Genomic DNA, 25,833 nt, shown 5'->3' on the forward strand with positions numbered 1-25,833 from the left:
TCCTGATTCTCACAGGTCCGGGAGCGCTCACAGACTCAGCTCCGGGTGCAGCCGGTCCAGGGTCCACACCTGCTTGCGGCGCGCGGAGAACGCGGTCAGCGCGAGTGCCCCGGCGGTGAAGGCCAGGAGTACCGCACAGCCCTGCCAGACCGGCCCGAGTCCGCCGCCCGTGATCAGACGGCGCAGGCCCTCGACGACGTAGCTCATGGGCAGGTACGGATGGATCGCGTTGAAGAAGCCCGGACTCGTCTGTACGGGGTACGTGCCGCCGGCCGAGGTCAGCTGGAGCATCAGCACCGCGAGGACGAGGATGCGGCCCGCCGCCCCGAAGCGGGCGTTCAGCCACTGCACGATCGCCCCGAAGCAGCAGGTGACCAGGGCCAGGAAGCCGATCGTGCCGGCGGCGTGGGCCATCTGGAGGCCGAGCCCCCAGTGCAGTACGGACATCAGCGCGGCCACCTGGAGCAGACCGATCGCGGCCACCGGCAGCCAGCCCGCGAAGGCGATCCGCCAGGCCGGTGCCCCGGCGGCCAGGGCGCGCCGGTTGAGCGGCTGGATCAGCATGTACGCCACCATCGCGCCGACCCAGAGGGAGAGCGGGATGAAGTAGGGGGCGAAGCCGGTGCCGTAGTTCGGGGCCGCGTGCAGCGACTGGGAGGCCAGTTGCACGGGGTCGGCCATGACCCCCGTACGGGCGTCGCGGTCCTTCTTGTCGTAGTCGGGGATCCTGTCGACCCCGTCGTCGAGCCCCTTGGCGAGCGTGGCCGAACCGTCGCCGAGCCGGATCATCCCGCTGTCGAGGCTCGTCGCACCCTTCTTGAGGTCGCCGACCCCGGTGTTCAGCTCGGCGGAGCCCGACTTGGCGGTGGCCAGGCCGGTGTGCAGTTGGTCGGCACCCTTGGCGACCTTGCGGGCACCGGTGTTGAGCGCGTTGACCTTCTTGACGGCGCTCTCCAGGTCCTCGTCCAGGTGCGGGGAGCGTTCGGCGAGTGCGTTCGCCTGCTGCTGCAGGGTGGTCAGCTGGGTCCGCAGCTTCTTGAGGTCCCCGTTCTGGTTCTCGACCAGGACGTTGACGTCGTCGGCCACGGCGGCGACATCGGCCGCCGCCGTCACGGCCCGCTTCAGCGGCGCGCAGACGGTGGGATCGGGAAGCGGCTGCTCCACGCACCGGGTGCGATGGACCTCGGCGAGGTCGTCGGAGGCCGTGTGGGCGGCGGTGGCGGCGGTGGGGGCCGCCTTCACCAGCAGGTCGAGGTTGTCCCGTACGGTCTGCGAGGAGTCGGCGACGAGCCGGGCCGTGTCGCCGATCGCCTTGCCGTTGTCTTTCAGGAACGGGCGGACGTCGGCGGCCACCCCGTTGACCTTGTCGGCCAGCAGCTGGGTGCCGTCGGCGACCTGGCGCGAGCCGGTTTCCAGGTCGCCCGCGCCCTTGTTCAGCTGGACGATGCCGGTGGCCAGCCGGCTGCTGCCGGCCTTCGCGTCCTTCAGCCCGTCCGCGAGGTCCTTCGATCCCTTCTTCGCCTTGCCGATCCCGCCCTCGAGGTCGGCGGCGCCCCTGGCCGCCTTCGCCGTCGCGTCGTGGAGATCGGAGAAGTTGATGAAGATCCGGTCGAGGAAGCCCCGGGAGGCGTTGGTCGACGCGGCGGTGCGGACCTCGGAGAAGACCGTCCGGGAGATCTGACCGACGATGTAGTTGTTCGCGTCGTTGGTGCGCACCTGGAGCGCGCCCGTCTCGGGGGAGTCGCCGGCGCTGGAGGCGATGCGCTCGCTGAAGTCCGAGGGCATGGTCAGCGAGAGGTAGTACGTGCCGTCCTCGACGCCCTTGTGTGCTTCGGTGGCGCTCACCTCGTGCCACTCGAAGACCTGGGAGTCGAGCAGTTTGCCGGTGATCTCGTCGCCGGCCGCGAGGTGCCTGCCCGCGGCGGTGGCGCCCTTGTCGTCATTGACCAGCGCGACGGGGATGCGGTCCAGACGGCCGTACGGGTCCCAGAACGACCACAGGTACAGGGCCCCGTAGAGCAACGGCAGCAGCAGGAGCGCGGCCAGTGCGGCGCGCGGCAGCTTCCCCCTGCCGAAGCGCCTCAGCTCAAGCGCGGCCAGTCTCGGCGAACGCATCGGCCGTCCCTTCGTCGTGTACCGGGGCGGCCGGCGACGCGGGCTCCCCGGTGGTGTCTGTGGGGTCTGTCGTGCCGGTGGTGCCGGTGCGCACGGTGACGGCGTCCTCGGGAGCCTGGCTGCACACGGCCAGCACGGTCGTGCCGTCGGCGGCGAGGAGACGCAGCAGTTCCCAGGCCTTCGCGCGTTCCGCGTCGGAGAGCTTGAGGTCGGTGTCGTCCACCGCGAGCAGCCGCGGCCGGCCGATCAGCGCGAGGGCGACGGAGAGCCGCAGCGTCTCCAGCCGCTCCAGATCCCGTACGGAGGTCCGCTCGGCCTTGGGCAGGGTGGCGAGGTCGAGCCCGGCCGTCTTCAGCGCGGTGTCGATCCGGGCCCGTGCCTCGGCGACGCGCTCGCGGCGCGGCCGCAGCAGGGTGCGCAGAGAGCCGTCGAAACGGCGCTGCAACAGGGCGCGTTCGCGCAGGTGCTCGGCGACCGTGAAGGCCGGGTCGAGTTCGCTGACCCCGGGCACCGGGCCCAGTGCCGCGATACGGCGTACGGCCGCGGCCCGGCGCGGCAGGCGCAGGCCGCCGGTCGCGGCCTCGCCCTCGGTGGGGCGCATCCGGCCGGTGAGAGCGAGCAGCAGGCAGGTGCGCCCCGAACCGGATGGGCCCTCGACCGCGATCAGGGACCCGGGGGCGGCGCTGAACGTCACGTCCCGGAACGCCCATCCGCGCGGCCCCTTGAGGCCGAGACCGTCGGCTGTGACAGCTGCCCCGTGCGGGCTGTCCAGGCTGTCCACTGACCCTCCCCGTGGTTCCTTGTACTGACCGGTCAGTACAAAAATGTAGCCCGAACTTGCGATCGAGGCAAAAGCCCAGTTCGAAGGGGGATTCGGGCCGATTGTCAGTGGTGGCGGTCACGATGGATACAGACGGCCACGAAGCCGTTACGAGACAGGAGGTTCTGTCATGGCCCACTCGTCCGCAGCAGCCGCTCCGCGACGCCGCGCAGACGGCCCTGCCCCCTCACCGACCGGTCCGGCACACGACGTCCACCCCGTACTCCGGCGCACCACGGCGCCGCCCGCCGCTCTCGATCTCCTCGCCCAGGCCCGCGCCGGCCTCGAAGAGGCAGCTGTTCTCGACGTACCGAACGAGCGCTATGCCACCGCCCACCTCGCCGCGCTGCGCACCGCCGCCGCGGTGCTCGCCGTCCGCGGACGGCCCGAGACCTCCCGGCGGCGCCGGGAGAGGATCCGCAGCGCCTGGGAGGTCCTGCCGGAAATCGCCCCGGAGCTCACCGAGTGGAGCGCGCTGTTCGCCTCCGGCGCCCGTCGCCGGGCCCGGGCGGAAGCGGGCATACCGGGTGCGGCCGGCCGACGGGACGCGGACGACCTGTTGCGCGACGCGGCGATGTTCCTTCGCCTGGTGGAGCGGCTGCTGGCGCTCCAGCCGGTCCTCCCGCAACCCCGCGGGGAACGGTCGGATGCGGGATGACGGCGACGGCGGCGCAAGGCAATAGGGTGGACGGGACCTACTACCTGCGCCGTTCACGCTCCGCCGTCAGCGGCGGCACCGTGCCGAGGAGACAACTGCCGTGTCGGACCAGCTGCGCCCCCGCGCCTCCCTCCGTACCGCCGTGGTCTGGGAGATCCTCAAGGACGCTCTCGACCGCCAGGTCAAGGCGACCGGCAGGGACGCCCTGGACGTACTGGACACCGGCGGCGGTACGGGCAACTTCGCCGTGCCCGTCGCGCGTCTGGGGCACCGGGTCACCGTCGTCGATCCCAGTCCCAACGCGTTGTTCGCGCTGGAGCGCCGCGCCGCCGAGGCGGGGGTCGCCGACCGGGTCCACGGGGTCCAGGGGGACATCCTCGGCCTGTTCGACGTGGTCGGGCGCGATGGCTACGACGCGGTGCTCTGCCACGGAGTCCTGGAGTACGTGGACGACCCCGCCGAGGGTGTGCGGCACGCGGTCGAGGCGCTCCGTCCGTCCGGCGCGCTCAGCCTCCTTGCCGCCGGGCTCGGCGGTGCGGTCCTGGCCCGGGCCCTCGCCGGTCACTTCACCGAGGCCCGGCACGCGCTCGGCGACCCGGCCGGACGCTGGGGCGAGGGTGACCCGGTGCCGCGGCGGTACACGGCGGAGCAGCTCACCGAGCTGGTCGAGGGTGCGGACGTCGAGGTCGGCGCTGTCCATGGCGTCCGCGTCTTCGCGGACCTGGTGCCGGGCGTACTGGTGGACACCGAGCCCGGTGCGATGGAAGCCCTGCTCAAGCTGGAGACGGCGGCCGCTGAGCTGCCGGCGTTCCACTCGGTGGCGACCCAGTTGCACGTCCTGGGCACCAGGCGGGCCTGAGCCACCGGCCGGATCGCGACCGGCAGCGCGGCTGATCAGCAACGCAGCTGCAGACGGAGTACGCCCCAGCAGCCCCGATCAGGGCATTGGCCCCGTATGATCGGGGGACACCATCCGGCATGACGGATCGGAGGTTGGGGAATCAACGCCTCAGCAGCTGAGCCGTCGTGGCGGCCCGGACTGGCTGATTGGCAATGAGGGCGGGTTTCACGGGGGCGATTCCCTGCCTATCCTGGAAGGGCCGCATACCGGCCGCCCCCCGCGGCCGACGACGAGGAGGACTCCGTGCCGCTCTCGGAGCACGAGCAGCGAATGCTCGAGCAAATGGAGCGAGCGCTGTACGCCGAAGATCCCAAGTTCGCGACAGCGCTCGAGGGAAGTGGGCTGCGTACATACACCCGGCGACGGGTCTACCAGGCAGTTGCTGGCTTCCTGGTGGGAATCGCGCTCCTCATGGCCGGAATGGTCGCCCAGCAGATCTGGATCAGCGTGGTGGGGTTCCTCGTCATGCTGGGCTGCGCGGTGCTCGCGGTCACCGGTTGGCGCAAAGCGCCGAAGCCGGGCGAGCAACAAGCAGTCCGCGCGGGTGGTGCGGGCGAACGCCGACAGCCCAAACAGCGCCGGTCCGTGATGAACCGGATCGAACAACGGTGGCAGCGCCGCCGTGATGAGCAGGGCCAGTAAGCGCTCAGAACACTTATGGGTGAGGGGCGGTCGCATTTCTGCGACCGCCCCTCACTCGTGCGCCCGGCCAGAGGTGCGCCTTCCGGCCCGGCAGGGCCCGGCCCTGCGCCTGCCCGGCCGCCGGGCCGACCTCGCACCCGGTTCTCCCATCCGGCTCCCCCATCCGGCCCTGCGCCTGCCCGGGCCGTCGGCAGCCGCGAGGGCTATGCGGCAGGGCCCGGAGGCCGGGGCCAGCCGCGAGGGCTATGCGGCAGGGCCCGGAGGCCGGGGAGGGCAGACACAGGGTGCTCGGGCGCCGCCGAGGGCGATGCGCGGTGCCCCGCGTGCAGACCCTGGAGGCGGGCCTGCACGGGGCGAGGCGTCAGCCCTGCTGCCGGGACGGGCGCCGCAACCACGCCGGTCGCTGCGGTGCCCGCCACCGGCCGGTCAGTGCCGCCCGGCGCTCCGACATCGCCCACATCACTCGAACGGCCGATCGCGGTGCCACGACCGCGCGGAACCTGGCGAACCGGTCGGCAGCGCCGCGGAGGCCCGCCCGTACCGCCTCGGCGTCCTCCGCGAGCCCCGACACGGGCCGCGGCTCCGGCGCATAGAGCACCTGCTCCACCGCGCTCGCCACACGGTGCACCGCCGCGGCCGCCTCCGTGCCCAGCCGGCCCATCCGTACGACACGGGCCGCGGCCTTGCGCGGGGTCTGGGACTCGTCCGGTTCGATGCCGTGGTCCCACGCGGTGTCGGTGATCTCCTGCCAGGCCGCCAGCGTTCTCGCGGTCGCGTCCGCCGGGGTGCGCCCCGTGGAGAAGCCCAGCCGCCGGGCCCGGACCCGGATGCGCCAGAACATGGGCAGCATCGGGAGCAGCAGGACGAGCACGGCCACCAGGACCAGTCCGAGCACGGTGCCCACGGGCGTCCCCGTGTCCGTGGGCGTCACCGCTCCCGGGAGCGCCGAACTGCCGCACTCCTCGCTCTGCGTGCCTTCCTGCGCCGGGCAGCTGTCCGAGGCGGACGGCGTGGCCGGAGCCGCAGCCGAGGCACCCGTCTCGGGCAGGTCCGGATCGGCGGAGCCACCGGAGGGCGTGTCCGGCAGGGTGTACGACGGCGCGGAGCCGCGCGTCGGCGTCGGCTCGAAGCGGGTCCATCCGACACCCTCGAAATACAGCTCCGGCCAGGCATGCGCATCGCGCAGGCCGACCGACATCGAACCGTCCGACTGTGCGGTACCGGGCGTGAAGCCCACGGCGACGCGGGCCGGAATCCCCAGCGTCCGAGCCATCGCGGCCATGGTGAACGAGAAGTGGACGCAAAAGCCCCGTCTGTCCCTCAGGAAGCGGCCGATCGCAGCGCTGCCGGTGCCCGAGTTCACCGAGGTGTCGTACGTGAAGCCGCCCTCCAAGGCGAAGTAGTTCTGCAGCTTCACCGCCTTCTCGTACGCGTTGGTGGACCCCGCCGTCACCTCGGCAGCCGTTTTCCTGACCACCTCGGGCAGGGAGTCGGGCACCTGGGTGTACTCGCGGCGCAGGGCTGCCGGGACCGTGCCCGCGCCCGCGAGCTGGCCGGCGGTCGGCTGCACGACCAGGCTGGAGACCTCGTACTGCGCACCGCCGGTGGTCTCCCCGTCGTCCCCGACGAGAGTGCGGCCCTCGGGCTCGTACCGCCAGCGCCCGCCCACCCTCACCTCGGTCGCCGGGTAGGGGAGCGGCAGGTAGGTCTGCTGGTACGAACGGGACGCGGAGATGTTCGTGCTGATCTCCGTCACGGCGACGTCCGGCGACAGACCCGCCGGGTTCGGGAGCCGCTTCGGTACGTCCTTCAGCCGGCGGGTGGAGGCCCGCCACTCGTTTCCGTTGAACTGGTCCAGGGCCAGGATGCGGAGGTAGAAGTCCTGCACACCGGTCGCGTTGGTGCGGTACGACATCACCTCCCGGTTCTCCGGCTGGTTCAGGTTGTTCTGCAGTGAGACCAGCGGGTTCACCGCGGAGATGGTGCCGCCACCGCTCCCCTTGCCGTTGCCGCCCCCCGTGCCGGCCAGCAGTCCGCTGTCGAGTGCGGGCAGGGCCGCGGGCACGACCAGCGCGATTCCCAGTGCGACCGCGCCGATGCGCCGCCCGGTGCGCACCGGGGCGAGCGCCCCGTTGCCCGAGGCGCCGATACCGGAGGAAGAACCGCCCCGGGGCCTGGCCGTGCCGGCGAAGACACGCCCCCACTGGGAGAGCCGGTCACGTCCCTCGGCCAGCAGGAGGAGCAGATAGCCGCAGGCGGCCAGCAGGAACCACAGCCAGTCCGCGCTGCCGTTGGAGAGACCTGCGGCGACGGAGTAGAGGGCCAGCAGGGGCAGCCCGGCCGGCGCGGCGCTGCGGAACGTGACCGCCAGCGCGTCCACCGCGAGCCCGATCAGCAGCACACCGCCCACCAGCATCAGCCGGATGCCCGCCGTGTTCGGCGCCGGGATCGCGTACCGCCCGACGTCGTCCGCGCCCGCCGCCAGCAGATCCGCGAGCCGCTGTACGGACTGCGGGCCGGGCAGGAAGCCCGCCAGCGCCTCGTCCCGGGCGAACGCGATGGTCAGCAGCACCACCAGGACGATCGCCTGCGCGGCGACGGTCAGCAGCCGCGGCAGCGGCACCCGCCGGCCGAGCGCACCCACGCCGCACTGGACGGCCAGCAGGAACGAGGCCTGCAGGATCCAGGTGGCCGGGTCGACCAGCGGCAGCATCGAACAAGCCGCCATCAGCGTCGCCGCAAAGGCGCACAGCGCCAGCCGACCACGACCGCTCATGACCGTCCCCTCATGACCAACCACCGGAGAAACCTGTCGTACCGCCCGTTGTGCCACCCACAGCGGTGGACTGGGCGAGCGAGCCATGATGGCTCACCTGCAGCCACAGCCGGGTGAGATCCATGCCGGGCCGGACCGGCACCGCCGTCCACCCCGACTCGCGCAGCAGCCGGAGCCGCTGCTCACAGGCCGCGTCGGAGGCGGACGATTCGCCGTGCACCCAGGCGGCGCTGTCCAGGACGAACGCGACGGCCCCGCCACTGCGCTGCCGCATCCGTGCCGCCACCGCAGCCTGTTCCTCGTCCAGCTCACCGAGGAAGGCGATCAGCAGGCCCTCGTTGCCACCGCGGAGTACGTCGTACGCGCGGGAGAGGCCGTCCTCGTCGGAGTGGTCGACCTCGGCGAGGGCGTCCATCATCAGTCCGGCCGATTCCGCCGAGTCCTGGGTGGAGCCGGTGAAGCCGCTCTCGCCCTCGCCCGGCACCGCCATCCCGTCGTCCGTCAGCAGCCGGACCGCGAAGCCCCGCTCCAGCATGTGCACCAGCGCGGACGCCGCGCCGGAAACCGCCCACTCGAACGCCGAGTCGGGCCCCGACCCCTGGTAGGCGGTCTGCCGCGTGTCCAGCAGCACCGTGCACCTGGCCCGCTGCGGCTGCTCCTCGCGGCGCACCATCAGCTCGCCGTAGCGCGCGGTGGAGCGCCAGTGGACTCGGCGCAGATCGTCGCCGTGCCGGTAGCCGCGCGGGATGACGTCGTCCTCGCCCGCCAGCGCGAGCGAGCGCTGCCGCCCCTCGCCGTAACCGGTGGCCTCGCCCGCCAGCCGCACAGGAGGCAGCGGCTCGGTCCGCGGGATGACGACGAGCGTGTCGTACGCGCTGAACGAACGGGTCAGCTCGCACATCCCGAACGGATCACTCAGCCGCAGCTGCAGCGGCCCGAGCGGGTAGCGCCCGCGCAGGTCCGACCGCACTCGGTAGGACACCTCGCGCCGGCCGCCCGCCTCCACCCGGTCCAGGACGAACCGGGGCCGCGGCCCGAGCACGTACGGCACCCGGTCCTGGAGCATGAGCAGTCCGGTGGGCAGCCGCGAGACGTTGTCCATCCGCAGATGGACCCGCGCCTCGGTGCCCGCGGGTACCCGGGACGGCGAGAGCCGACGGGTGCCGGCGACCCGGTAGCGGGTCCGGAAGAGCACCGTCACACAGACCAGCGGGAGCACGGCGAGCAGCAGGCCGACCCGCAGCAGATCTCCCTGGCCCAGCACATAGGCGCAGACCGCGGCGGCGACACCGGCCGCCAGGAAGGACCGTCCGCGCGTGGTCAGACCACCCAGGGCGGCCCGCAGACCGCCCTTGTCGTCGCTGTCCTCCATCGCGGTCGGCCCCCCGGCGGCCATCAGAGCCGCCGTGCGCCGGGCTGCTGCCGGCCGCCGTACCCAGCGCCCGGCTCGTGCTGGGGCGCCGGGACGGCAGCGCCGCCCGACGCCGTCGGCACGGGGGTCTGCTGAAGGATCTCCAGCACCACCTGCTCGGCGGTGCGGCGGTTCAGCTGGGCCTGTGCCGTGGGCAGCAGCCGGTGGGCGAGCACGGCGGCTGCCAGGGCCTGCACATCGTCCGGCAGGCAGTAGTCGCGGCCGCTCAACGCGGCGGAGGCCTTGGCCGCACGCAGCAGGTGCAGGGTGGCACGCGGTGAGGCGCCGAGCCTGAGATCGGGATGGCTGCGGGTGGCCCCGACGAGCTGCACCGCGTAGCGCCGGACGGCCTCGGCGACGTGGACCGTGCGCACCGCTTCGATCAGCTTGACGATGTCGTGGGCGTGCGCCACCGGCTGGAGGTCGTCGAGCGGCGAGGCGCCGCCGTGCACGTCGAGCATCTGCAGCTCGGCCTCGGCGCTGGGATAGCCGATCGACACCCTGGCCATGAACCGGTCGCGCTGGGCCTCGGGCAGGGGGTACGTGCCCTCCATCTCCACCGGGTTCTGCGTGGCCACGACCATGAAGGGGTCGGGCAGCTCGTAGGTGTGCCCGTCGATGGTGACCTGACGCTCCTCCATCGACTCCAGGAGCGCGGACTGGGTCTTGGGCGAGGCGCGGTTGATCTCGTCGCCGATCACGATCTGGGCGAAGATCGCGCCCGGTTTGAACTCGAAGTCACGGCGCTGCTGATCGAAGATGGACACACCCGTGATGTCCGACGGCAGCAGATCCGGTGTGAACTGGATGCGCCGCACCGAGCAGTCGATGGACCGGGCCAGCGCCTTGGCCAGCATGGTCTTGCCCACTCCGGGCACGTCCTCGATCAGCAGATGGCCCTCCGCGAGCAGCACGGTCAGCGAAAGGCGTACGACCTCGGGTTTGCCCTCGATCACACTCTCCACCGACCTGCGCACCTGCTCCACTGTGGTGGTCAGATCTGTGAGGCTCGCTCGATCGTCATAGGTCGTCACCCGGCCCTCCTCGGCCCTGCCCCACGCTCACCAGGAGCAGCGGGATTCCCCAGTCACGGACCGGCGCCCTTGTGCGGCCCGGCCCACCCCGAAACACGGACACCGCATCGGACGAGGCCCGACGGGGTGTCACACCCGCATTCTTGTTGCCGTTACCGCTTCGTGTCACTCGCCTGTGGATAACTGGGGGCCGATATGTCGGGTTGGGCAGGATTTTCGCTGCACGAAGGTGCCCGTCCGGCCCCCTCGTGCCAGGAAACCGGAAGCACCCGAGCCCTTGGTCGTCAGGAAGCCGGAAAGATCTCGCGCAGCAGACCGGTGGTCACGTCGAAGACGAAACCGCGCACGTCGTCGGTGTGGAGCAGGAACGGCGAGGTGCGGACCCGCTGCATCGACTGTCGTACGTCCTGGTCCGCGTCGCTGTAGGCCTCCACCGCCCAGGCCGGCCGCTGGCCGACCTCCATCTCCAGTTCCTGGCGGAACTCCTCGGTGATCGACTCCATGCCGCAGTTCGTGTGGTGGATCAGAATCACGCTGCGCGTGCCGAGGGCCCGCTGGCTGATCGACAGCGAGCGGATCACGTCGTCGGTGACCACGCCGCCCGCGTTGCGGATGGTGTGGCAGTCGCCGAGGGCCAGGCCGAGCGCCTTGTGCAGGTCGAGCCGGGCATCCATGCAGGCGACCACGGCGACGCGCAGCACCGGCTTCGCGTCCATTCCGGGATCGCTGAACTCGGCGGCGTACTGAACGTTCGCCTCGACCAGGTGGTCGGTGACGGTGCCGCCGGTGCGGGTCCGGCCCGCGACGGGAGCGGAGGGATCGGCAGAGGAGTGCGCGGAAGTCGACATGGACAAGACGTTAGCTCTCGTGGGCCGCACAGGCGTGGTGTCGAAGCGGACAAAGAACGTCAACGACGCTTGTTGTGAGGTACCCCACAAGCCTCACACTCGGTCACCCGGCCGGGTGAACAAAGCGAGGGCCGACGCGCTGTCGGGTTGATTGATCGGGAATCGATCGAATGGCAGGGTGGACTAAAGTGACGGGAAGTTACCGACACCCTGCACATTCCGATGTATTCCCCGTGTGCGCGGCGTACGTACGGCCCGGCCCTCTCCCGCTCGCCGGTCGGCTGACGCCCCTTCCCCGGCGCCGGCGGACCTCCCCTTCGCGAGCGGGCGGGGACCAGGCCGTACGTGCAGCGCCCCCGGGACCTGAGCCTGAGAGGGCGCATGAGCCAGACCCGACACGTCCCGGTGATGCTCCAGCGATGCCTGGACCTGTTGGCCCCGGCTCTGGAGGCACCGAGCCCGCAGCCGCCCGTGGTCGTCGACTGCACCCTGGGCCTCGGCGGACACAGCGAGGCCCTGCTCGCGGCCTTCCCCACCGCCCGGCTGATCGCGCTCGACCGGGACAAGGAGGCGCTGCGCCTCTCCGGCGAGCGGCTCGCCCCGTACGGCGACCGCGCCACGCTGGTGCACGCCGTCTACGACGAACTGCCCGAGGTGCTGGCCCGGCTCGGCGTCCCCAAGGTCCAGGGCGTTCTGTTCGACCTCGGCGTCTCCTCCATGCAACTGGACGAGGCCGACCGCGGATTCGCGTACGCCCAGGACGCCCCGCTCGACATGCGCATGGACCAGACGACCGGCATCGGCGCGGCCGAGGTGCTCAACACCTACCCGCCGGGCGAGCTGGTCAGGATCCTGCGCGCGTACGGCGAGGAGAAGCAGGCCAAGCGGATCGTCTCCGCAGTCGTGCGCGAACGGGAGAAGGAGCCCTTCACCAACAGCGCCCGGCTCGTCGAGCTCATCCGTGACTCGCTGCCACAGGCCGCCAAGCGCACCGGCGGCAACCCCGCCAAGCGCACCTTCCAGGCGCTGCGCATCGAGGTCAACGGCGAGCTGACCGTGCTGGAGCGGGCGATCCCGGCCGCGGTCCGGAGTCTCGCCGTCGGCGGGCGCATCGCCGTTCTGTCCTACCACTCGCTGGAGGACCGCCTGGTCAAGCAGGTGCTGGCGGCGGGCGCCGCCAACACCGCGCCGCCCGGACTGCCGGTCGTCCCCGAGCGCTACCAGCCGCGGCTCAAGCTGCTGACCCGCGGCGCCGAGCTGCCCACCGAGGAGGAGGTCGCCGAGAACCGGCGCGCCGCCCCCGCCCGGCTGCGCGGAGCCCAGCGGATCCGCGAGGAGGAGCGATGAGCAGCGGGCGCCCGGAGGCCTCTCGGATCCGGCCCGGGGACGGAGTGGCGCGGTGAGCAAACCGGCCGGTCAGCTGAAAGGGCGCGCCGCGCGGCTCAGCCGGCTGATGCCGTCCGGGCCGAGCAACGCGGCCCGGACCCCCTTCGTCCTGCTGGTCGTCCTGCTCCTGGGCGGCGGACTGATCACGCTGCTGCTGCTGAACTCCGCGCTCAACGAAGGATCGTTCCGGCTGAGCGAGCTGAAGAAGCGCACCACCGACCTCACCGACGATCAGCAGGCCCTCCAGCGCGACGTCGACAGCGCCTCCGAACCCGACGCCCTGGCGCGGCGCGCACGAGAACTGGGCATGGTCCCCGGCGGCAGCCCCGCCTTCCTCGGCCCGAACGGCAAGGTCCGCGGCGTACCCTCCGCCGCCGGCGCTCCGCCGACCACCGCGGCGCCGAAGAAGCCCGACGTCCCCGAGCCGCCACCCGCGGCCCTGCCGGCCTCACCCCGCTCCACCCCTTCGCCCACCGCGACGGGCACTGTCGCGGCCGAGCCGAGCACGCCCGCGGCCAAGCCCGGCACATCCGCGACCGGCGCCTCCGCGGTGAAGCCGAGCGCCTCCGCGAAGGCGCGTACCCCGGCAGAACAGCCCTCCACGAGCCCCGGCAGGTGACGCAGTGCCCTCCCAGGAACCACCGCGCCGCCGGGTACCCGGACCCGCCCGCCCGCGTAACGCGGCGGGCCGCTCCGGCCGCCCCCGGCCCGCCGCCCGCCCCGAGCCGCGACGACGGCCCTCGTCCGCCGCGCCGCGCGGACGGACCCCGCGCAGCCGCTCCGGCCGCCCGCTGCGCCTCGGCAGCCCACGGCCGCGGCTGCGGCTGGTCAGCCTGGCCCTGACCCTCGTGATGATCGCGTTCGTCGTCCGGCTCCTCCAGGTGCAGGCCGTCGACGCCAACGCGTACGCCGCCAAGGCCGAGCAGAACCGCTACCTCAGCTACACCGTCGCCGCCGAGCGCGGTGAGATCACCGACCGGGGCGGCATCGCACTGGCCACCAGCGTCGACGCGTACGACATCACCGCCGACCCCAAGATGTTCACTCCCGAGGACAGCAAGGCACCCGACGCGCCCCAGCAGGCCGCCGCGCTGCTCGCACCCATCCTCGGCGTCGACGCGGCCGAACTGACGAAGAAGCTCTCCAAGCCCAAGAGCCGGTACGCGGTGCTGGCCCGCAGGCAGACCCCGCAGGTCTGGACACAGATCAAGGACCTCAAGTCCGTCTTCGCGGAGAAGGCCTCGAAGGACAAGGCGGCCGGCGGTGCCGGGGCCAATGTGCTGGCCGGTGTCTTCCAGGAGTCGACCACCAAGCGCGTCTACCCCAACGGCGGCCTCGCCGCCGGGATACTGGGATACGTCAACGCCGAGGGCAAGGGTGCGGGCGGCCTCGAATCGCAGCTGGACAAGGAGCTCGCGGGCGAGGACGGCACGATCAAGTACGCCCAGTCCGGCGGCCGCCGGGTGCCCACCGCGGGCACCAAGGAGGTCCCTGCCGTCGCCGGTTCCGACATCGAGCTGACCATCGACCGCGACATCCAGTGGGCGGCCCAGAAGGCCATCTCCGACCAGGTGGCGAAGTCCAAGGCCGACCGCGGCTACGTCGTCGTGCAGAACACCCGCACGGGCGAGGTCCTCGCCATGGCCAACGCGCCGGGCTTCGACCCGAACGACCTCTCGCAGGCCGACGCCGCCTCGCTGGGCAACGCGGCGCTCCAGGACGTGTACGAGCCCGGCTCGACCAGCAAGGTCATGTCGATGGCCGCCGTACTGGAGGAGGGCGTCGCCACTCCAGGTACCCACGTCACCGTTCCCAACCGGCTGCACCGGGGCGACCGGCTCTTCAAGGACGACATCGACCACCCCACCTGGTACCTCACGCTCAACGGCGTACTCGCCAAGTCCAGCAACATCGGCACCATCCTGGCCACCGGCCAGCTGGGCAAGACCCAGGCCGGGTCCAACAAGGTGCTCTACGACTACCTGCGCAAGTTCGGCATCGGCTCACCGACCGGACTCGGCTACCCGGGTGAGACAGCCGGAATCCTCGCCAAGCCGCAGGACTGGTCGACCTCGCAGCAGTACACGATCCCGTTCGGCCAGGGCCTCTCGCTCAACGCCATGCAGGCCGCCTCGATCTACTCGACGATCGCCAACGGCGGGGTCCGCATCGAACCCACCCTCGTCCGCGGCACCAAGGGCGCCGACGGCCGCTTCACCCCCGCCGAGGCACCCGAACAGAGCAGGGTGGTCAGCGAGAAGACCGCCAAGACGCTGGCAGGCATGCTGGAGTCGGTCGTCGGCGACGAGGAGGGCACCGGAACGAAGGCCAAGATCCCTGGCTACCGGGTCGCGGGCAAGACCGGTACGGCCAACCGAGTCGATCCGGTGCGCGGCGGTTACCACGGCTACACCGCCTCCTTCGCCGGATTCGCCCCCGCCGACAACCCTCAGATCACCGTCTACTGCGCCATCCAGAACCCCACCAAGGGCAGCTACTTCGGCGGCCAGATCTGCGGACCCATCTACAAGCAGGTCATGGAATTCGCGCTGAAGACGCTGCAGACCGCACCGTCCGGCAGCGAGTCGGCCCGGCTGCCGGTGTCCTTCAAACCCGGCGAGTGAACTCGGGGAGACCACCAGTGACAACCATCACCCCCGATCCGGGGAACCGGAACGGGAACCACCGCACCTACGCCACCTCACTTCGCGAGAGGCCGGGTGCGCCCGGTACGCTCACCGCCGTGCCCCACGCTGAACAGTCCCGAACCACCCAGAAGGACGCCCCTGTGAACTACCCGGGAGCGCCCCGCCCGGATCGGCTGCGGCCGACTTCCCTGGTTACGCTGGCAGCCCGGCTGGGAGTGGAACCGCCGGGCACCGGCGAAGTCACCGGCATCACCCACGACTCCCGGGCCGTACGTCCCGGGGACGTGTACGCGGCGCTGCCGGGTGCCCGTCTGCACGGTGCCGACTTCACCGCACAGGCCGCCGGTCTCGGCGCCGCCGCGATCCTCACCGACCCGGCGGGCGCGGAACGCGCCACGGCCACCGGACTCCCGGTACTGGTCACCGAGGATCCGCGCGGCCGGATGGGCGAACTCGCCGCCGAGATCTACGGCCACCCCGGCGCCGACCTGCTCCAGATCGGCATCACCGGAACATCCGGCAAGACCACGACCGCGTACCTCATCGAAGGCGGCTTCCGCGGCGCAGGGCGCGACACCGGCCTCATCGGCACCGTGGAGATGCGGATCGGCGACGAGCGCATCAAGTCCGAACGCACCACTCCCGAAGCCACCGACCTGCAGGCCCTGTTCGCCGTCATGCGCGAACGAGGCGTGGACGCGGTGACGATGGAGGTCTCCAGCCACGCCCTGGTGCTCGGCCGGGTCGACGGCTGCGTCTTCGACGTCGCGGTCTTCAACAACCTCAGCCCGGAGCACATGGAGTTCCACTCCGGCATGGAGGACTACTTCCAGGCCAAGGCGCGGCTGTTCACCCCGCAGCGCAGCAGGCAGGGCGTCGTCAACTACGACGACGAGTACGGCCGCAGGCTGATCACCGAGGCCTCCGTGCCCATCACCACGTTCTCCGCCGAGGGCCATCCGGACGCCGACTGGCGGGCCGAGGACGTCGAGGTGGGCCAGCTCGGCTCCACCTTCACCGTCGTCGGGCCCAAGGGCGAGCGAGCCACCGCCGGCGCCCCGCTGCCCGGCCCGTTCAACGTCGCAAACACTTTGGCCGCCATCGTCACCCTCGCCGTCGCCGGCATCGACCCGCAGACCGCGGCCGACGGTGTCGCCGCCGTGCCCGGCGTGCCCGGCCGGCTGGAACGGGTCGACGCCGGACAGCCGTACCTCGCACTCGTCGACTACGCGCACAAGACCGACGCCGTCGAGTCGGTGCTGCGCTCCCTGCAGAAGGTCACCGAGGGCAAGGTGCACATCGTCCTCGGCTGCGGCGGCGACCGTGACACCACCAAACGCGGCCCGATGGGAGCGGCCGCGGCCCGGCTCGCCGACACTGCCGTACTGACCTCGGACAACCCCCGCTCCGAGGACCCCCTGGGCATCCTCGCCGCGATGCTCGCGGGCGCCGCCGAAGTGCCCGTGCACGAACGTGGCGACGTCCTGGTCGACGCCGACCGGGCCGCCGCCATCGCGGCCGCCGTCGGCCGCGCCGGACCGGGCGACACCGTGCTGATCGCCGGCAAGGGCCACGAGCAGGGCCAGGACGTCCACGGAGTGGTACGCCCCTTCGACGACCGGGTGGTCCTGCGTACGGCCATCGAGCGGTCCCTGGGACACGAGAACACCACCCCCCGTGCCCCCACCCACGAGAACAACAGTCAGGGATGACCAAGTGATCGCCCTTTCCCTCGCCGAGATCGCCGAAATCGTCGGCGGGCAGTCGTACGACATACCGGATCCGGCGGCAACCGTCAGCGGGCCCGTCGTCATCGACTCCCGGGAGGTGAAGCAAGGCAGCCTCTTCGTCGCGTTCACCGGCGAACGCGTCGACGGCCACGACTACGCTCAGCGCGCCGTCGAGGCGGGCGCGGCAGTCGTCCTGGCCGCCCGCCCCGTCGGTGTGCCCGCGATCGTCGTCGACGACGTGGTGGCGGCGCTCGGTGCGCTCGCCCGCGCCGTCGTCGGCCGCCTCGGCACCACCGTCGTCGCCCTCACCGGCTCCGCCGGCAAGACCTCGACCAAGGACCTGATCGCCCAGCTCCTGGAGCGCAAGGGCCCCACCGTCTTCCCGGCGGGCAACCTCAACAACGAGATCGGTCTGCCGCTCACCGCGCTGCGCGCCACCGAGGAGACCAAGCACCTGGTTCTCGAAATGGGTGCCCGCTACATCGGCGACATCTGTTACCTCACCGGGCTCGTCCCGCCGCGGATCGGTCTCGTCCTCAACGTCGGCACCGCGCACATCGGTGAGTTCGGCGGCCGGGAGCAGATCGCCAAGGCCAAGGGCGAGATGGTCGAGTCCCTCCCCGAGGACGGTCTCGCCGTACTCAACGCCGACGACCCGCTCGTCCGCGCCATGACCTCCCGGACCAAGGCCCGGGTGCTGCTCTTCGGTGAAGCCGCGGATGCGGACGTACGGGGTGAGAACGTCCGGCTCACCGAGGACGGCCGCCCCGCGTTCAGGCTCCACACACCCACCGGGTGCAGCGATGTGACCATGCGCCTGTACGGTGAGCATCACGTGTCGAACGCGCTCGCCGCGGCCGCCGTCGCCCATGAGCTGGGCCTGTCCGCAGACGAGATCGCCGTGGCGCTCTCCGAGGCGGGCACCCTCTCCCGCTGGCGCATGGAGGTCACCGAGCGTCCGGACGGCGTGACGTTCGTCAATGACGCCTACAACGCCAACCCCGAATCCATGAAGGCCGCGCTGCGCGCGCTGGCCGCCATGGGGAAGGGGCGTCGTACGTGGGCGGTGCTCGGCCAGATGGCCGAGCTCGGCGACGCCTCGCTCACCGAGCACGACGCGGTCGGACGGCTTGCCGTCCGGCTCAACGTCAGCAAGCTCGTCGCAGTCGGGGGCAGAGAAGCCTCCTGGCTGCAACTGGGCGCATACAACGAGGGTTCGTGGGGTGAGGAGTCGGTGCATGTGTCCGACGCACAGGCTGCCGTCGACCTGTTGCGCAGTGAACTGCGCCCGGGAGACGTCGTGCTGGTGAAGGCGTCCCGGTCGGTCGGCCTGGAGCAGGTCGCCATGGCACTGCTGGAGAACGCGACCGAGGGCGAGGTCGCCGGCCGATGAGGCAGATCCTCTTCGCGGGGGCCATCGGGCTCTTCCTGACCCTGGTCGGTACCCCGCTGCTGATCAAGCTGCTGGCCCGCAAGGGATACGGGCAGTTCATCCGGGACGACGGCCCGCGCAGCCACGGATCGAAGAAGGGCACGCCCACCATGGGCGGCATCGCCTTCATCCTGGCGACGATCCTGGCGTACGTCCTGGCCAAGGTGATCACCGGCGAGGACATGCGCTTCTCCGGCGTACTGGTCCTCTTCCTGATGACCGGAATGGGCCTCGTCGGCTTCCTCGACGACTACATCAAGATCGTCAAGCAGCGTTCGCTGGGCCTGCGGGCCAAGGCCAAGATGGCCGGCCAGCTGATCGTCGGCATCGCCTTCGCGGTGCTCGCGCTCCAGTTCGCCGACGCCCGCGGCAACACCCCCGCCTCCACCAAGCTCTCGTTCGTCGAGGACTTCGGCTGGTCGATCGGCCCGGTGCTGTTCGTGGTCTGGGCGCTGTTCATGATTCTCGCCATGTCCAATGGCGTGAACCTGACGGACGGCCTGGACGGCCTGGCCACCGGCGCGGCGGTGATGGTCTTCGGCGCCTACACCTTCATCGGGCTCTGGCAGTTCCAGGAGTCCTGCGCCAACGCGGCAACCCTCACCAACCCGAGCGCCTGCTTCGAGGTACGAGATCCACTCGACCTCGCGGTCGTGGCCTCCGCGCTCATGGGTTCCTGCTTCGGCTTCCTGTGGTGGAACACCTCGCCCGCCAAGATCTTCATGGGTGACACCGGTTCGCTGGCCCTCGGCGGCGCGCTCGCCGGTCTGGCGATCTGCTCCCGCACCGAGTTCCTGGTGGCGGTGCTCGGCGGCCTCTTCGTGATGATCACGATGTCCGTCGTCATCCAGGTCGGCTCGTTCAAGATGACCGGCAAGCGCGTCTTCCGGATGGCACCGCTCCAGCACCACTTCGAACTGAAGGGGTGGTCCGAAGTCCTTGTCGTGGTCCGCTTCTGGATCATCCAGGGCATGTGCGTGATCGTCGGCCTCGGCCTCTTCTACGCAGGGTGGGCAGCCAAGAAGTGAGCAACGTGGACTGGCAGGGCAAGCACGTCACGGTCGCTGGACTCGGGGTCTCCGGGATCCCGGCGGCCCGGGTGCTGCACGGCCTCGGCGCCGTCGTCACCGTGGTCAACGACGGGGACGACGAGCGCTCCCGAGGTCAGGCCGCGGAGCTGGAGGCGCAGGGCATCACCGTGCGCCTCGGCGACGGGGCCACCCTGCCCGAGTCCACCGAGCTCATCGTCACCACCCCGGGCTGGAAGCCCGACAAGCCGCTCTTCGCCGCAGCCGCCGAGGCGGGCGTCCCGGTCTGGGGCGACGTCGAACTCGCCTGGCGGTTGCGCGGACCCGGTGCCGCGCCCTGGCTCGCGGTCACCGGTACCAACGGCAAGACCACGACCGTGCGGATGCTCGCCTCGATCCTGGAGGCCGCAGGGCTGCGCACCGCCGCCGTCGGCAACATCGGCGTCTCGCTCCTGGACGCCGTCCTCGGCGAGGAGACGTACGACGTACTGGCCGTCGAACTCTCCAGCTACCAGCTGCACTGGTCGCCCTCGCTGCGCGCCCACTCCGCGGCCGTCCTCAACCTGGCCCCCGACCACCTCGACTGGCACGGCTCCATGGCGGCGTACGTCGCCGACAAGGGCCGGATCTACGAGGGCAACACCGTCGCCTGCGTCTACAACGTGGCGGACGGCGCCACCGAGGACCTGGTGCGCGAGGCGGACGTCGAAGAGGGCTGCCGGGCGATCGGCTTCACCCTCGGCGCCCCCGGACCTTCCCAGCTCGGGGTCGTCGACGGCATCCTCGTCGACCGCGCCTTCGTGACGAACCGGCAGAAGCAGGCCCAGGAGCTCGCCGAGGTCGCGGACGTCAACCCGCCCGCCCCGCACAACATCGCCAACGCCCTCGCAGCCGCGGCGCTGGCCCGCGCCTTCGGTGTGCAGCCCGCCGCCGTGCGCGACGGGCTGCGGGCCTTCCGCCCCGACCCGCACCGCATCGAGCACGTCGCGGACGTCGCCGGGGTCACGTACATCGACGACTCCAAGGCCACCAACACCCACGCCGCCGAGGCCTCCCTCGCCGCCTACGACCCGATCGTCTGGATCGCCGGGGGACTGGCCAAGGGCGCCACCTTCGACGAGCTGGTGACGGGATGCGCGAAGCGCCTGCGGGGCGTCGTGCTGATGGGCGCCGACCGGGCCCTGATCCGCGAAGCGCTCGCGCGACACGCGCCCGAGGTCCCGGTGACCGACCTCGACCGGACCGACACTGGGGCGATGTCCGAGGCGGTCCGCGAGGCGGCACGGCTCGCCCGGCCGGGAGACACCGTACTGATGGCCCCGGCCTGCGCCTCGATGGACATGTTCGTCAATTACAACAAGCGGGGCGAGGCCTTCGCGGACGCCGTCCGCGCACTCGCGGCCGAGAGCGCCTGACGGGCCCGGCCTCCGCGCCGTACCGTCCCGGAGCATCCGGGTACGTACGGCCTGGGCCGGGGGCCCGGGCCCCCGGCACCGAAGCCCCGGGCACGAGCAGTGGAGGGGACAGGGACCATGCCGGCCGAAGAGAGCTCTGCCGCACGCCGCGGGGACCGCTCACGGGCGACCTCGGCGATCAGCCGGGTGCTCCATCCGCCCCTCCTCGCGGCCGGGGGTGCACCGATCCCCGCCGGCCTCGCCCTGCGCGTCCGGCCCGCCGCCGGCGCCCGGCGGCCCTCTGTGGCGCGCTCAAGGACCTCCGGCGGCCCCCGTTCCCCCCGGGGCGGCGGAGCCCGGCGGCTGTACGAACAGGCGCGCCGGGCGTGGGACCGCCCGCTGACCGCGTACTACCTGATCCTGGGTGCCGGGCTGCTCATCACCGTGCTCGGTCTCGTGATGGTCTACTCCGCATCGATGATCAAGGCGCTGGAGCTCGGCAAGCCGGGCACGTACTTCTTCCGCAAGCAGTTCCTCGCCGCCGTCATCGGGGCCGGTCTGATGGCGGCCGCCGCCCGGATGCCCGTGAAGCTCCACCGGGCCCTGTCCTACCCCCTGCTGATGGGCGCTGTCTTCCTGATGGTGCTGGTCCAGGTGCCCGGGATAGGGATGTCGGTCAACGGCAACCGGAACTGGCTCTACCTGGGCGGTCCCTTCCAGCTCCAGCCCAGTGAGTTCGGCAAGCTGGCCCTCGTCCTGTGGGGAGCCGACCTGCTCTCCCGCAAACAGGACAAACGGCTGCTGAACCAGTGGAAGCACATGCTCGTGCCGCTGGTCCCGGTCGCCTTCATGCTGCTCGGGCTGATCATGCTCGGCGGTGACATGGGCACTGCGATCATTCTCACGGCCATCCTGTTCGGACTGCTCTGGCTGGCCGGAGCGCCGACCCGGCTGTTCGCCGGAGTGCTCGCCTCCGCCGGCCTGATCGCCTTCCTGCTGATCAAGACCAGCCCGAACCGGATGTCCCGGCTCGACTGCATGGGGGCCAGCGAACCCGGCCCCGGAGGCTCGTGCTGGCAGGCCGTGCACGGCATCTACGCTCTGGCGTCCGGCGGATGGTTCGGATCCGGGCTCGGTGCGAGTGTGGAAAAATGGGGCCAACTCCCAGAACCGCACACCGACTTCATCTTCGCCATCACCGGGGAGGAACTGGGGTTGGCGGGGACGCTGTCGGTACTCGCCCTCTTCGCGGCTCTAGGCTATGCGGGTATCCGCGTGGCCGGACGCACGGAGGACCCCTTCGTGAGGTACGCAGCGGGAGGTGTGACCACCTGGATCACGGCTCAGGCCGTGATCAACATCGGTGCGGTGCTCGGCCTGCTGCCGATCGCCGGTGTCCCGCTCCCGCTGTTCTCCTACGGAGGGTCGGCCCTGCTGCCGACCATGTTCGCTGTCGGGCTGCTGATCGCGTTCGCGCGAGCGGATCCCGCAGCGAAGGCTGCCCTGGCCATGCGGAGGCCCGGGGTGAGATGGAAGACGATGAGACGGCGCGTCAAGAAGCGTCCGTCCGGAGAGCGGTGAATTTCGGTGCATGTCGTACTCGCCGGTGGGGGGACCGCCGGCCACATCGAGCCCGCGCTTGCCCTCGCGGACGCACTGCGGAGGCAGGACCCGAGCGTGGGAATCACCGCTCTCGGCACGGAGCGCGGACTCGAGACCAGGCTCGTACCCGAGCGGGGGTACGAACTCGCCCTGATCCCGGCCGTACCGCTGCCGCGCAAGCCCACCCCTGAACTCATCACCGTCCCGGGCAGGCTGCGCGGCACCATCAAGGCCGCCGAGCAGATCCTGGAGCGCACCAAGGCGGACTGCGTGGTCGGCTTCGGCGGCTACGTCGCGCTGCCCGGCTACCTCGCCGCCAAGCGCGCCGGGGTGCCGATCGTGGTGCACGAGGCCAACGCCCGGCCGGGCCTGGCCAACAAGATCGGTTCGCGGTACGCGCACGGCGTCGCCGTCTCCACCCCCGACAGCAAGCTGCGCGGTGCCCGCTACATCGGCATCCCGCTGCGCCGCACCATCGCCACCCTGGACCGGGCGCGGGTCCGCCCCGAGGCGCGTGCCGCCTTCGGCCTCGACCCCAACCTGCCGACGCTGCTGGTCTCCGGCGGCTCGCAGGGCGCCCGCCACCTCAACGAGGTGGTCCAGCGGGTCGCACCGCTGCTGCAGCGGTCCGGCATCCAGATCCTGCACGTGGTCGGCCCGAAGAACGAATTGCCGCGCATCGACAACATGCCCGGGATGCCGCCCTACATCCCGGTACCGTACGTGGACCGGATGGATCTCGCGTACGCCGCGGCCGACATGATGCTGTGCCGCGCGGGTGCGATGACCGTCGCGGAGCTCACCGCCGTCGGGCTGCCCGCCGCCTTCGTCCCGCTGCCCATCGGCAACGGCGAACAGCGGCTCAACGCCCAGCCGGTGATCAACGCCGGCGGCGGCCTGCTGGTGGACGACGCGGCGCTCACCCCCGAGTGGGTGCAGGGCAACGTCCTCCCGGTGCTGTCGGATCCGCACCGGCTGTACGAAATGTCCCGCGCCGCCGCCGAGTTCGGCCGCCGGGACGCCGACGACCTGCTGGTCGGCATGGTGTACGAGGCGATCGCCGCACGCCGAGGCGCGTGAGGCGGGCGGGTCCGGGGGCGGCGCCCCCGGACCCGGCATAAGGAGCGAGCGTGGCCGGACCGACGACCGCCCAGCGCGGTACAGGGCAGCAGAAGGACACCCGGGACAGTCCGGCGCGCCCGGACGCGGAGGGGCGCCGGATGTCCCGGCGCACGCTCCTGATCGTGATCGCCGCGGCCGTGCTGCTGCTCGGCTCCGGGGCTGTCTGGGCGCTCTACGGTTCCTCCTGGCTCCGTACCGAACAGGTCCGGATCACCGGTGTCGACGTACTGACTCCGGCCGAGGTGGAGGCCGCGGCGGCGGTGCCGATGGGTGCCCCGCTGATCTCCGTCGACACGGACGCGGTCGCCGAGAGGTTGCGCCAGAAGTTGCCTCGTATCGACTCAGTGGATGTCGTACGGTCATGGCCGCACGACATCGGACTTAAAGTGACCGAACGACAGCCGGTCCTGTTGGTGAAAAAGGGCGCAAAGTTCATTGAAGTGGACGCCGAAGGCGTGCGCTTCGCCACGGTGGACAAGGCTCCCGGGCGTGTACCTCTGCTGAAACTGACGCTTGGTCAGTCCGCGAGTCTGCGCCGATTCGGCAGTGACCGGCTGGTGCGGGAAGCCGTCCGGGTCGCGGGCGATCTTCCGGACGGAGTCGCCAAGGACACCCAGGTCGTGCGGGTCATCTCGTACGATTCGGTTTCCCTGGGGCTCACCGGGGGTCGGACGGTGATCTGGGGGAGCAGCGAAGAAGGTGTGGTGAAGGCGAAAGTCCTCACCGCCCTCATGGAAGCCGCTCCCAAAGCGGGACACTTCGACGTGAGTGCACCCACCGCTCCGGCGGTGTCGGGTAGTTGACGCACATTTGGCCTGGCCAGCACCCTGGTTGGTCAGCGCTACGGGTGATCACATAGGGTGAAAAGAAAAACGGGAGGTTCGGCGTGTTCGTTGAACGTGCGCCACTTGTCGACTTAGTGTCCTGTTCGGAAGAGTCCATGAAGCAGACACACTGGTAACCCTAAACTTCAACGTTAGGGTTTGGGTCGGCGTTCGGACCGTCCCAATCGGCATCCGTCGTCGCGGCGGGACTACCGCCAAGCGACGACACGTAACTCGAGGCGAGAGGCCTTCGACGTGGCAGCACCGCAGAACTACCTCGCAGTCATCAAGGTCATCGGTGTCGGCGGCGGTGGTGTCAATGCCATCAACCGAATGATCGAGGTCGGTCTCAAGGGCGTCGAGTTCATCGCGATCAACACGGATGCGCAAGCCCTGTTGATGAGCGACGCCGACGTCAAGCTCGACGTCGGCCGTGAACTCACCCGCGGCCTCGGCGCCGGGGCGAACCCGGCCGTCGGTCGTAAGGCGGCAGAGGACCACCGTGAGGAGATCGAGGAGGTCCTCAAGGGGGCCGACATGGTCTTCGTCACCGCAGGAGAAGGCGGCGGCACCGGCACCGGTGGCGCACCCGTCGTCGCCAATATCGCGCGCTCGCTCGGCGCCCTGACGATCGGTGTGGTCACCCGGCCGTTCACCTTCGAGGGCCGGCGTCGCGCGAACCAGGCGGAGGACGGCATCGCCGAACTCCGCGAAGAGGTCGACACCCTCATCGTCATTCCCAACGACCGACTGCTGTCCATCTCGGACCGCCAGGTCAGCGTGCTCGACGCGTTCAAGTCGGCCGACCAGGTGCTGCTCTCGGGCGTTCAGGGCATCACCGACCTCATCACCACCCCGGGTCTGATCAACCTCGACTTCGCCGACGTCAAGTCGGTCATGTCCGAGGCCGGATCGGCGCTCATGGGTATCGGATCGGCCCGCGGCGACGACCGTGCGGTGGCCGCGGCGGAGATGGCGATCTCCTCGCCGCTCCTGGAGGCGTCCATCGACGGCGCCCGCGGTGTCCTGCTCTCCATCTCCGGCGGCAGCGACCTCGGTCTCTTCGAGATCAACGAGGCCGCCCAGCTGGTGAGCGAGGCGGCTCACCCGGAGGCGAACATCATCTTCGGTGCGGTCATCGACGACGCACTGGGCGACGAGGTGCGGGTCACCGTGATCGCGGCGGGCTTCGACGGCGGACAGCCGCCGGCCCGGCGGGAGAACGTCCTGGGTGCGAGCTCCACCAAGCGCGAGGAGCCGGCTCCGCCGGTCCGGGCCGCCGAGCCCGTGCGCCAGACGAGCGGGCTGGGTTCCGTGCCCCCGCGCGAGGAGCAGCCGGTCCAGGCCGAGCCGGTTCCGGTGGCCCATGAGAGCCACCTGCCGCCGGTCGTCCCGCCGGCCCGTCCCTACCAGGACTCCCAGGCCGAAGAGCTGGACGTTCCGGACTTCTTGAAGTGATAGG

Annotated in this window: 20 protein-coding genes; 14 read left to right on the forward strand and 6 right to left on the reverse strand. The window is 71.1% G+C overall.

Annotated elements, in window-relative coordinates; genetic code table 11:
* Positions 1–27: 27 nt before the first annotated feature.
* Together ACIOEW_RS04450 and ACIOEW_RS04455 are read right to left on the reverse strand one after the other, a co-directional pair.
* On the reverse strand, positions 28–2,115 hold the full coding sequence (locus ACIOEW_RS04450; protein ID WP_362555159.1) for a YhgE/Pip domain-containing protein: 2,088 nt from the start codon (positions 2,113–2,115) through the stop codon (positions 28–30).
* The gene (locus tag ACIOEW_RS04455) at positions 2,087–2,887 is read right to left on the reverse strand and encodes an ATP-binding cassette domain-containing protein (protein ID WP_401961550.1); all 801 of its coding nucleotides are present in this window, start codon (positions 2,885–2,887) and stop codon (positions 2,087–2,089) included. The genes ACIOEW_RS04450 and ACIOEW_RS04455 overlap by 29 nt, the downstream gene beginning before the upstream one ends.
* Positions 2,888–3,065: 178 nt before the next feature.
* Between ACIOEW_RS04455 and ACIOEW_RS04460 the strand changes: the two genes are divergently transcribed.
* From ACIOEW_RS04460 to ACIOEW_RS04470, 3 genes are all read left to right on the forward strand, one after another.
* Positions 3,066–3,593: an SAV_6107 family HEPN domain-containing protein gene (locus ACIOEW_RS04460; RefSeq protein WP_362555161.1), complete on the forward strand. Its 528-nt coding sequence runs from the start codon at positions 3,066–3,068 to the stop codon at positions 3,591–3,593.
* Between the two features lie 100 nt (positions 3,594–3,693).
* Positions 3,694–4,452, forward strand: coding sequence for a methyltransferase (locus tag ACIOEW_RS04465; RefSeq protein WP_362555163.1), 759 nt, complete (start codon positions 3,694–3,696; stop codon positions 4,450–4,452).
* Between the two features lie 285 nt (positions 4,453–4,737).
* Complete coding sequence (locus ACIOEW_RS04470; protein ID WP_350998553.1) at positions 4,738–5,136, forward strand: DUF3040 domain-containing protein; 399 nt, start codon at positions 4,738–4,740, stop codon at positions 5,134–5,136.
* 361 nt (positions 5,137–5,497) lie between these two features.
* Here the strand turns inward: ACIOEW_RS04470 and ACIOEW_RS04475 are convergent, their stop codons facing one another.
* The 4 genes from ACIOEW_RS04475 to ACIOEW_RS04490 all read right to left on the reverse strand — a co-directional run bounded on the left by ACIOEW_RS04475 (position 5,498) and on the right by ACIOEW_RS04490 (position 11,205).
* A complete protein-coding gene (locus tag ACIOEW_RS04475; protein WP_401961178.1) occupies positions 5,498–7,912 on the reverse strand; it encodes a DUF3488 and DUF4129 domain-containing transglutaminase family protein in 2,415 nt (804 codons plus the stop codon).
* 10 nt (positions 7,913–7,922) lie between these two features.
* A complete protein-coding gene (locus tag ACIOEW_RS04480; RefSeq protein ID WP_362555167.1) occupies positions 7,923–9,308 on the reverse strand; it encodes a DUF58 domain-containing protein in 1,386 nt (461 codons plus the stop codon).
* Entirely contained in the window at positions 9,308–10,357 is a 1,050-nt protein-coding gene (locus ACIOEW_RS04485) for a MoxR family ATPase (protein ID WP_350998561.1), read from the reverse strand. Before ACIOEW_RS04485 ends, ACIOEW_RS04480 begins: the two co-directional genes overlap by 1 nt.
* 284 nt (positions 10,358–10,641) lie before the next feature.
* A complete protein-coding gene (locus tag ACIOEW_RS04490; protein WP_362555169.1) occupies positions 10,642–11,205 on the reverse strand; it encodes a carbonic anhydrase in 564 nt (187 codons plus the stop codon).
* Positions 11,206–11,586: 381 nt separating this feature from the next.
* Here ACIOEW_RS04490 and rsmH point away from each other — a divergent pair, with 381 nt between their 5' ends.
* From rsmH to ftsZ, 11 genes are all read left to right on the forward strand, one after another.
* Positions 11,587–12,552: a 16S rRNA (cytosine(1402)-N(4))-methyltransferase RsmH gene (rsmH, locus tag ACIOEW_RS04495; RefSeq protein ID WP_350998567.1), complete on the forward strand. Its 966-nt coding sequence runs from the start codon at positions 11,587–11,589 to the stop codon at positions 12,550–12,552.
* A gap of 52 nt (positions 12,553–12,604) precedes the next feature.
* Entirely contained in the window at positions 12,605–13,210 is a 606-nt protein-coding gene (locus tag ACIOEW_RS04500) for a septum formation initiator (RefSeq protein ID WP_401961180.1), read from the forward strand.
* 4 nt (positions 13,211–13,214) lie between these two features.
* Positions 13,215–15,215 carry a penicillin-binding transpeptidase domain-containing protein gene (locus ACIOEW_RS04505; RefSeq protein WP_401961182.1) on the forward strand — a complete coding sequence of 667 codons (2,001 nt, stop codon included), beginning with the start codon at positions 13,215–13,217 and terminating at the stop codon, positions 15,213–15,215.
* 17 nt (positions 15,216–15,232) lie between these two features.
* The gene (locus ACIOEW_RS04510) at positions 15,233–16,951 is read left to right on the forward strand and encodes a UDP-N-acetylmuramoyl-L-alanyl-D-glutamate--2,6-diaminopimelate ligase (protein ID WP_401961184.1); all 1,719 of its coding nucleotides are present in this window, start codon (positions 15,233–15,235) and stop codon (positions 16,949–16,951) included.
* Between the two features lie 4 nt (positions 16,952–16,955).
* Positions 16,956–18,362 (forward strand): UDP-N-acetylmuramoyl-tripeptide--D-alanyl-D-alanine ligase, encoded by a 1,407-nt coding sequence (gene murF / locus ACIOEW_RS04515; protein ID WP_362555177.1) that lies wholly within the window; start codon positions 16,956–16,958, stop codon positions 18,360–18,362.
* Positions 18,359–19,429 carry a phospho-N-acetylmuramoyl-pentapeptide-transferase gene (mraY, locus tag ACIOEW_RS04520; protein WP_362555179.1) on the forward strand — a complete coding sequence of 357 codons (1,071 nt, stop codon included), beginning with the start codon at positions 18,359–18,361 and terminating at the stop codon, positions 19,427–19,429. Before murF ends, mraY begins: the two co-directional genes overlap by 4 nt.
* Positions 19,426–20,844 carry a UDP-N-acetylmuramoyl-L-alanine--D-glutamate ligase gene (gene murD, locus ACIOEW_RS04525; RefSeq protein ID WP_401961186.1) on the forward strand — a complete coding sequence of 473 codons (1,419 nt, stop codon included), beginning with the start codon at positions 19,426–19,428 and terminating at the stop codon, positions 20,842–20,844. The genes mraY and murD overlap by 4 nt, the downstream gene beginning before the upstream one ends.
* Before the next feature lie 117 nt (positions 20,845–20,961).
* Positions 20,962–22,404, forward strand: a complete 1,443-nt coding sequence (gene ftsW / locus ACIOEW_RS04530) for a putative lipid II flippase FtsW (protein ID WP_401961188.1) — start codon at positions 20,962–20,964, stop codon at positions 22,402–22,404.
* Between the two features lie 6 nt (positions 22,405–22,410).
* Positions 22,411–23,505 carry an undecaprenyldiphospho-muramoylpentapeptide beta-N-acetylglucosaminyltransferase gene (gene murG / locus ACIOEW_RS04535; protein ID WP_362555185.1) on the forward strand — a complete coding sequence of 365 codons (1,095 nt, stop codon included), beginning with the start codon at positions 22,411–22,413 and terminating at the stop codon, positions 23,503–23,505.
* A gap of 50 nt (positions 23,506–23,555) precedes the next feature.
* Positions 23,556–24,350 (forward strand): cell division protein FtsQ/DivIB, encoded by a 795-nt coding sequence (locus ACIOEW_RS04540; RefSeq protein ID WP_401961192.1) that lies wholly within the window; start codon positions 23,556–23,558, stop codon positions 24,348–24,350.
* A gap of 276 nt (positions 24,351–24,626) precedes the next feature.
* On the forward strand, positions 24,627–25,829 hold the full coding sequence (gene ftsZ, locus ACIOEW_RS04545) for a cell division protein FtsZ (RefSeq protein ID WP_362555189.1): 1,203 nt from the start codon (positions 24,627–24,629) through the stop codon (positions 25,827–25,829).
* Positions 25,830–25,833: the final 4 nt, after the last annotated feature.

The organism is Streptomyces sp. NPDC087901 (assembly GCF_044742205.1).
Lineage (GTDB): Bacteria > Actinomycetota > Actinomycetes > Streptomycetales > Streptomycetaceae > Streptomyces.

Excerpts from the sequence above, each read along its gene's own strand:
- ACIOEW_RS04480 (WP_362555167.1), bottom strand. The coding sequence starts at position 9,308 with ATGGCCGCCGGGGGGCCGACCGCGATGGAGGACAGCGACGACAAGGGC.
- mraY (WP_362555179.1), top strand. The coding sequence starts at position 18,359 with ATGAGGCAGATCCTCTTCGCGGGGGCCATCGGGCTCTTCCTGACCCTG.
- ACIOEW_RS04460 (WP_362555161.1), top strand. The coding sequence starts at position 3,066 with ATGGCCCACTCGTCCGCAGCAGCCGCTCCGCGACGCCGCGCAGACGGC.
- ACIOEW_RS04450 (WP_362555159.1), bottom strand. The coding sequence starts at position 2,115 with ATGCGTTCGCCGAGACTGGCCGCGCTTGAGCTGAGGCGCTTCGGCAGG.
- rsmH (WP_350998567.1), top strand. The coding sequence starts at position 11,587 with ATGAGCCAGACCCGACACGTCCCGGTGATGCTCCAGCGATGCCTGGAC.
- ACIOEW_RS04475 (WP_401961178.1), bottom strand. The coding sequence starts at position 7,912 with ATGAGCGGTCGTGGTCGGCTGGCGCTGTGCGCCTTTGCGGCGACGCTG.
- ACIOEW_RS04490 (WP_362555169.1), bottom strand. The coding sequence starts at position 11,205 with ATGTCGACTTCCGCGCACTCCTCTGCCGATCCCTCCGCTCCCGTCGCG.
- ftsW (WP_401961188.1), top strand. The coding sequence starts at position 20,962 with ATGCCGGCCGAAGAGAGCTCTGCCGCACGCCGCGGGGACCGCTCACGG.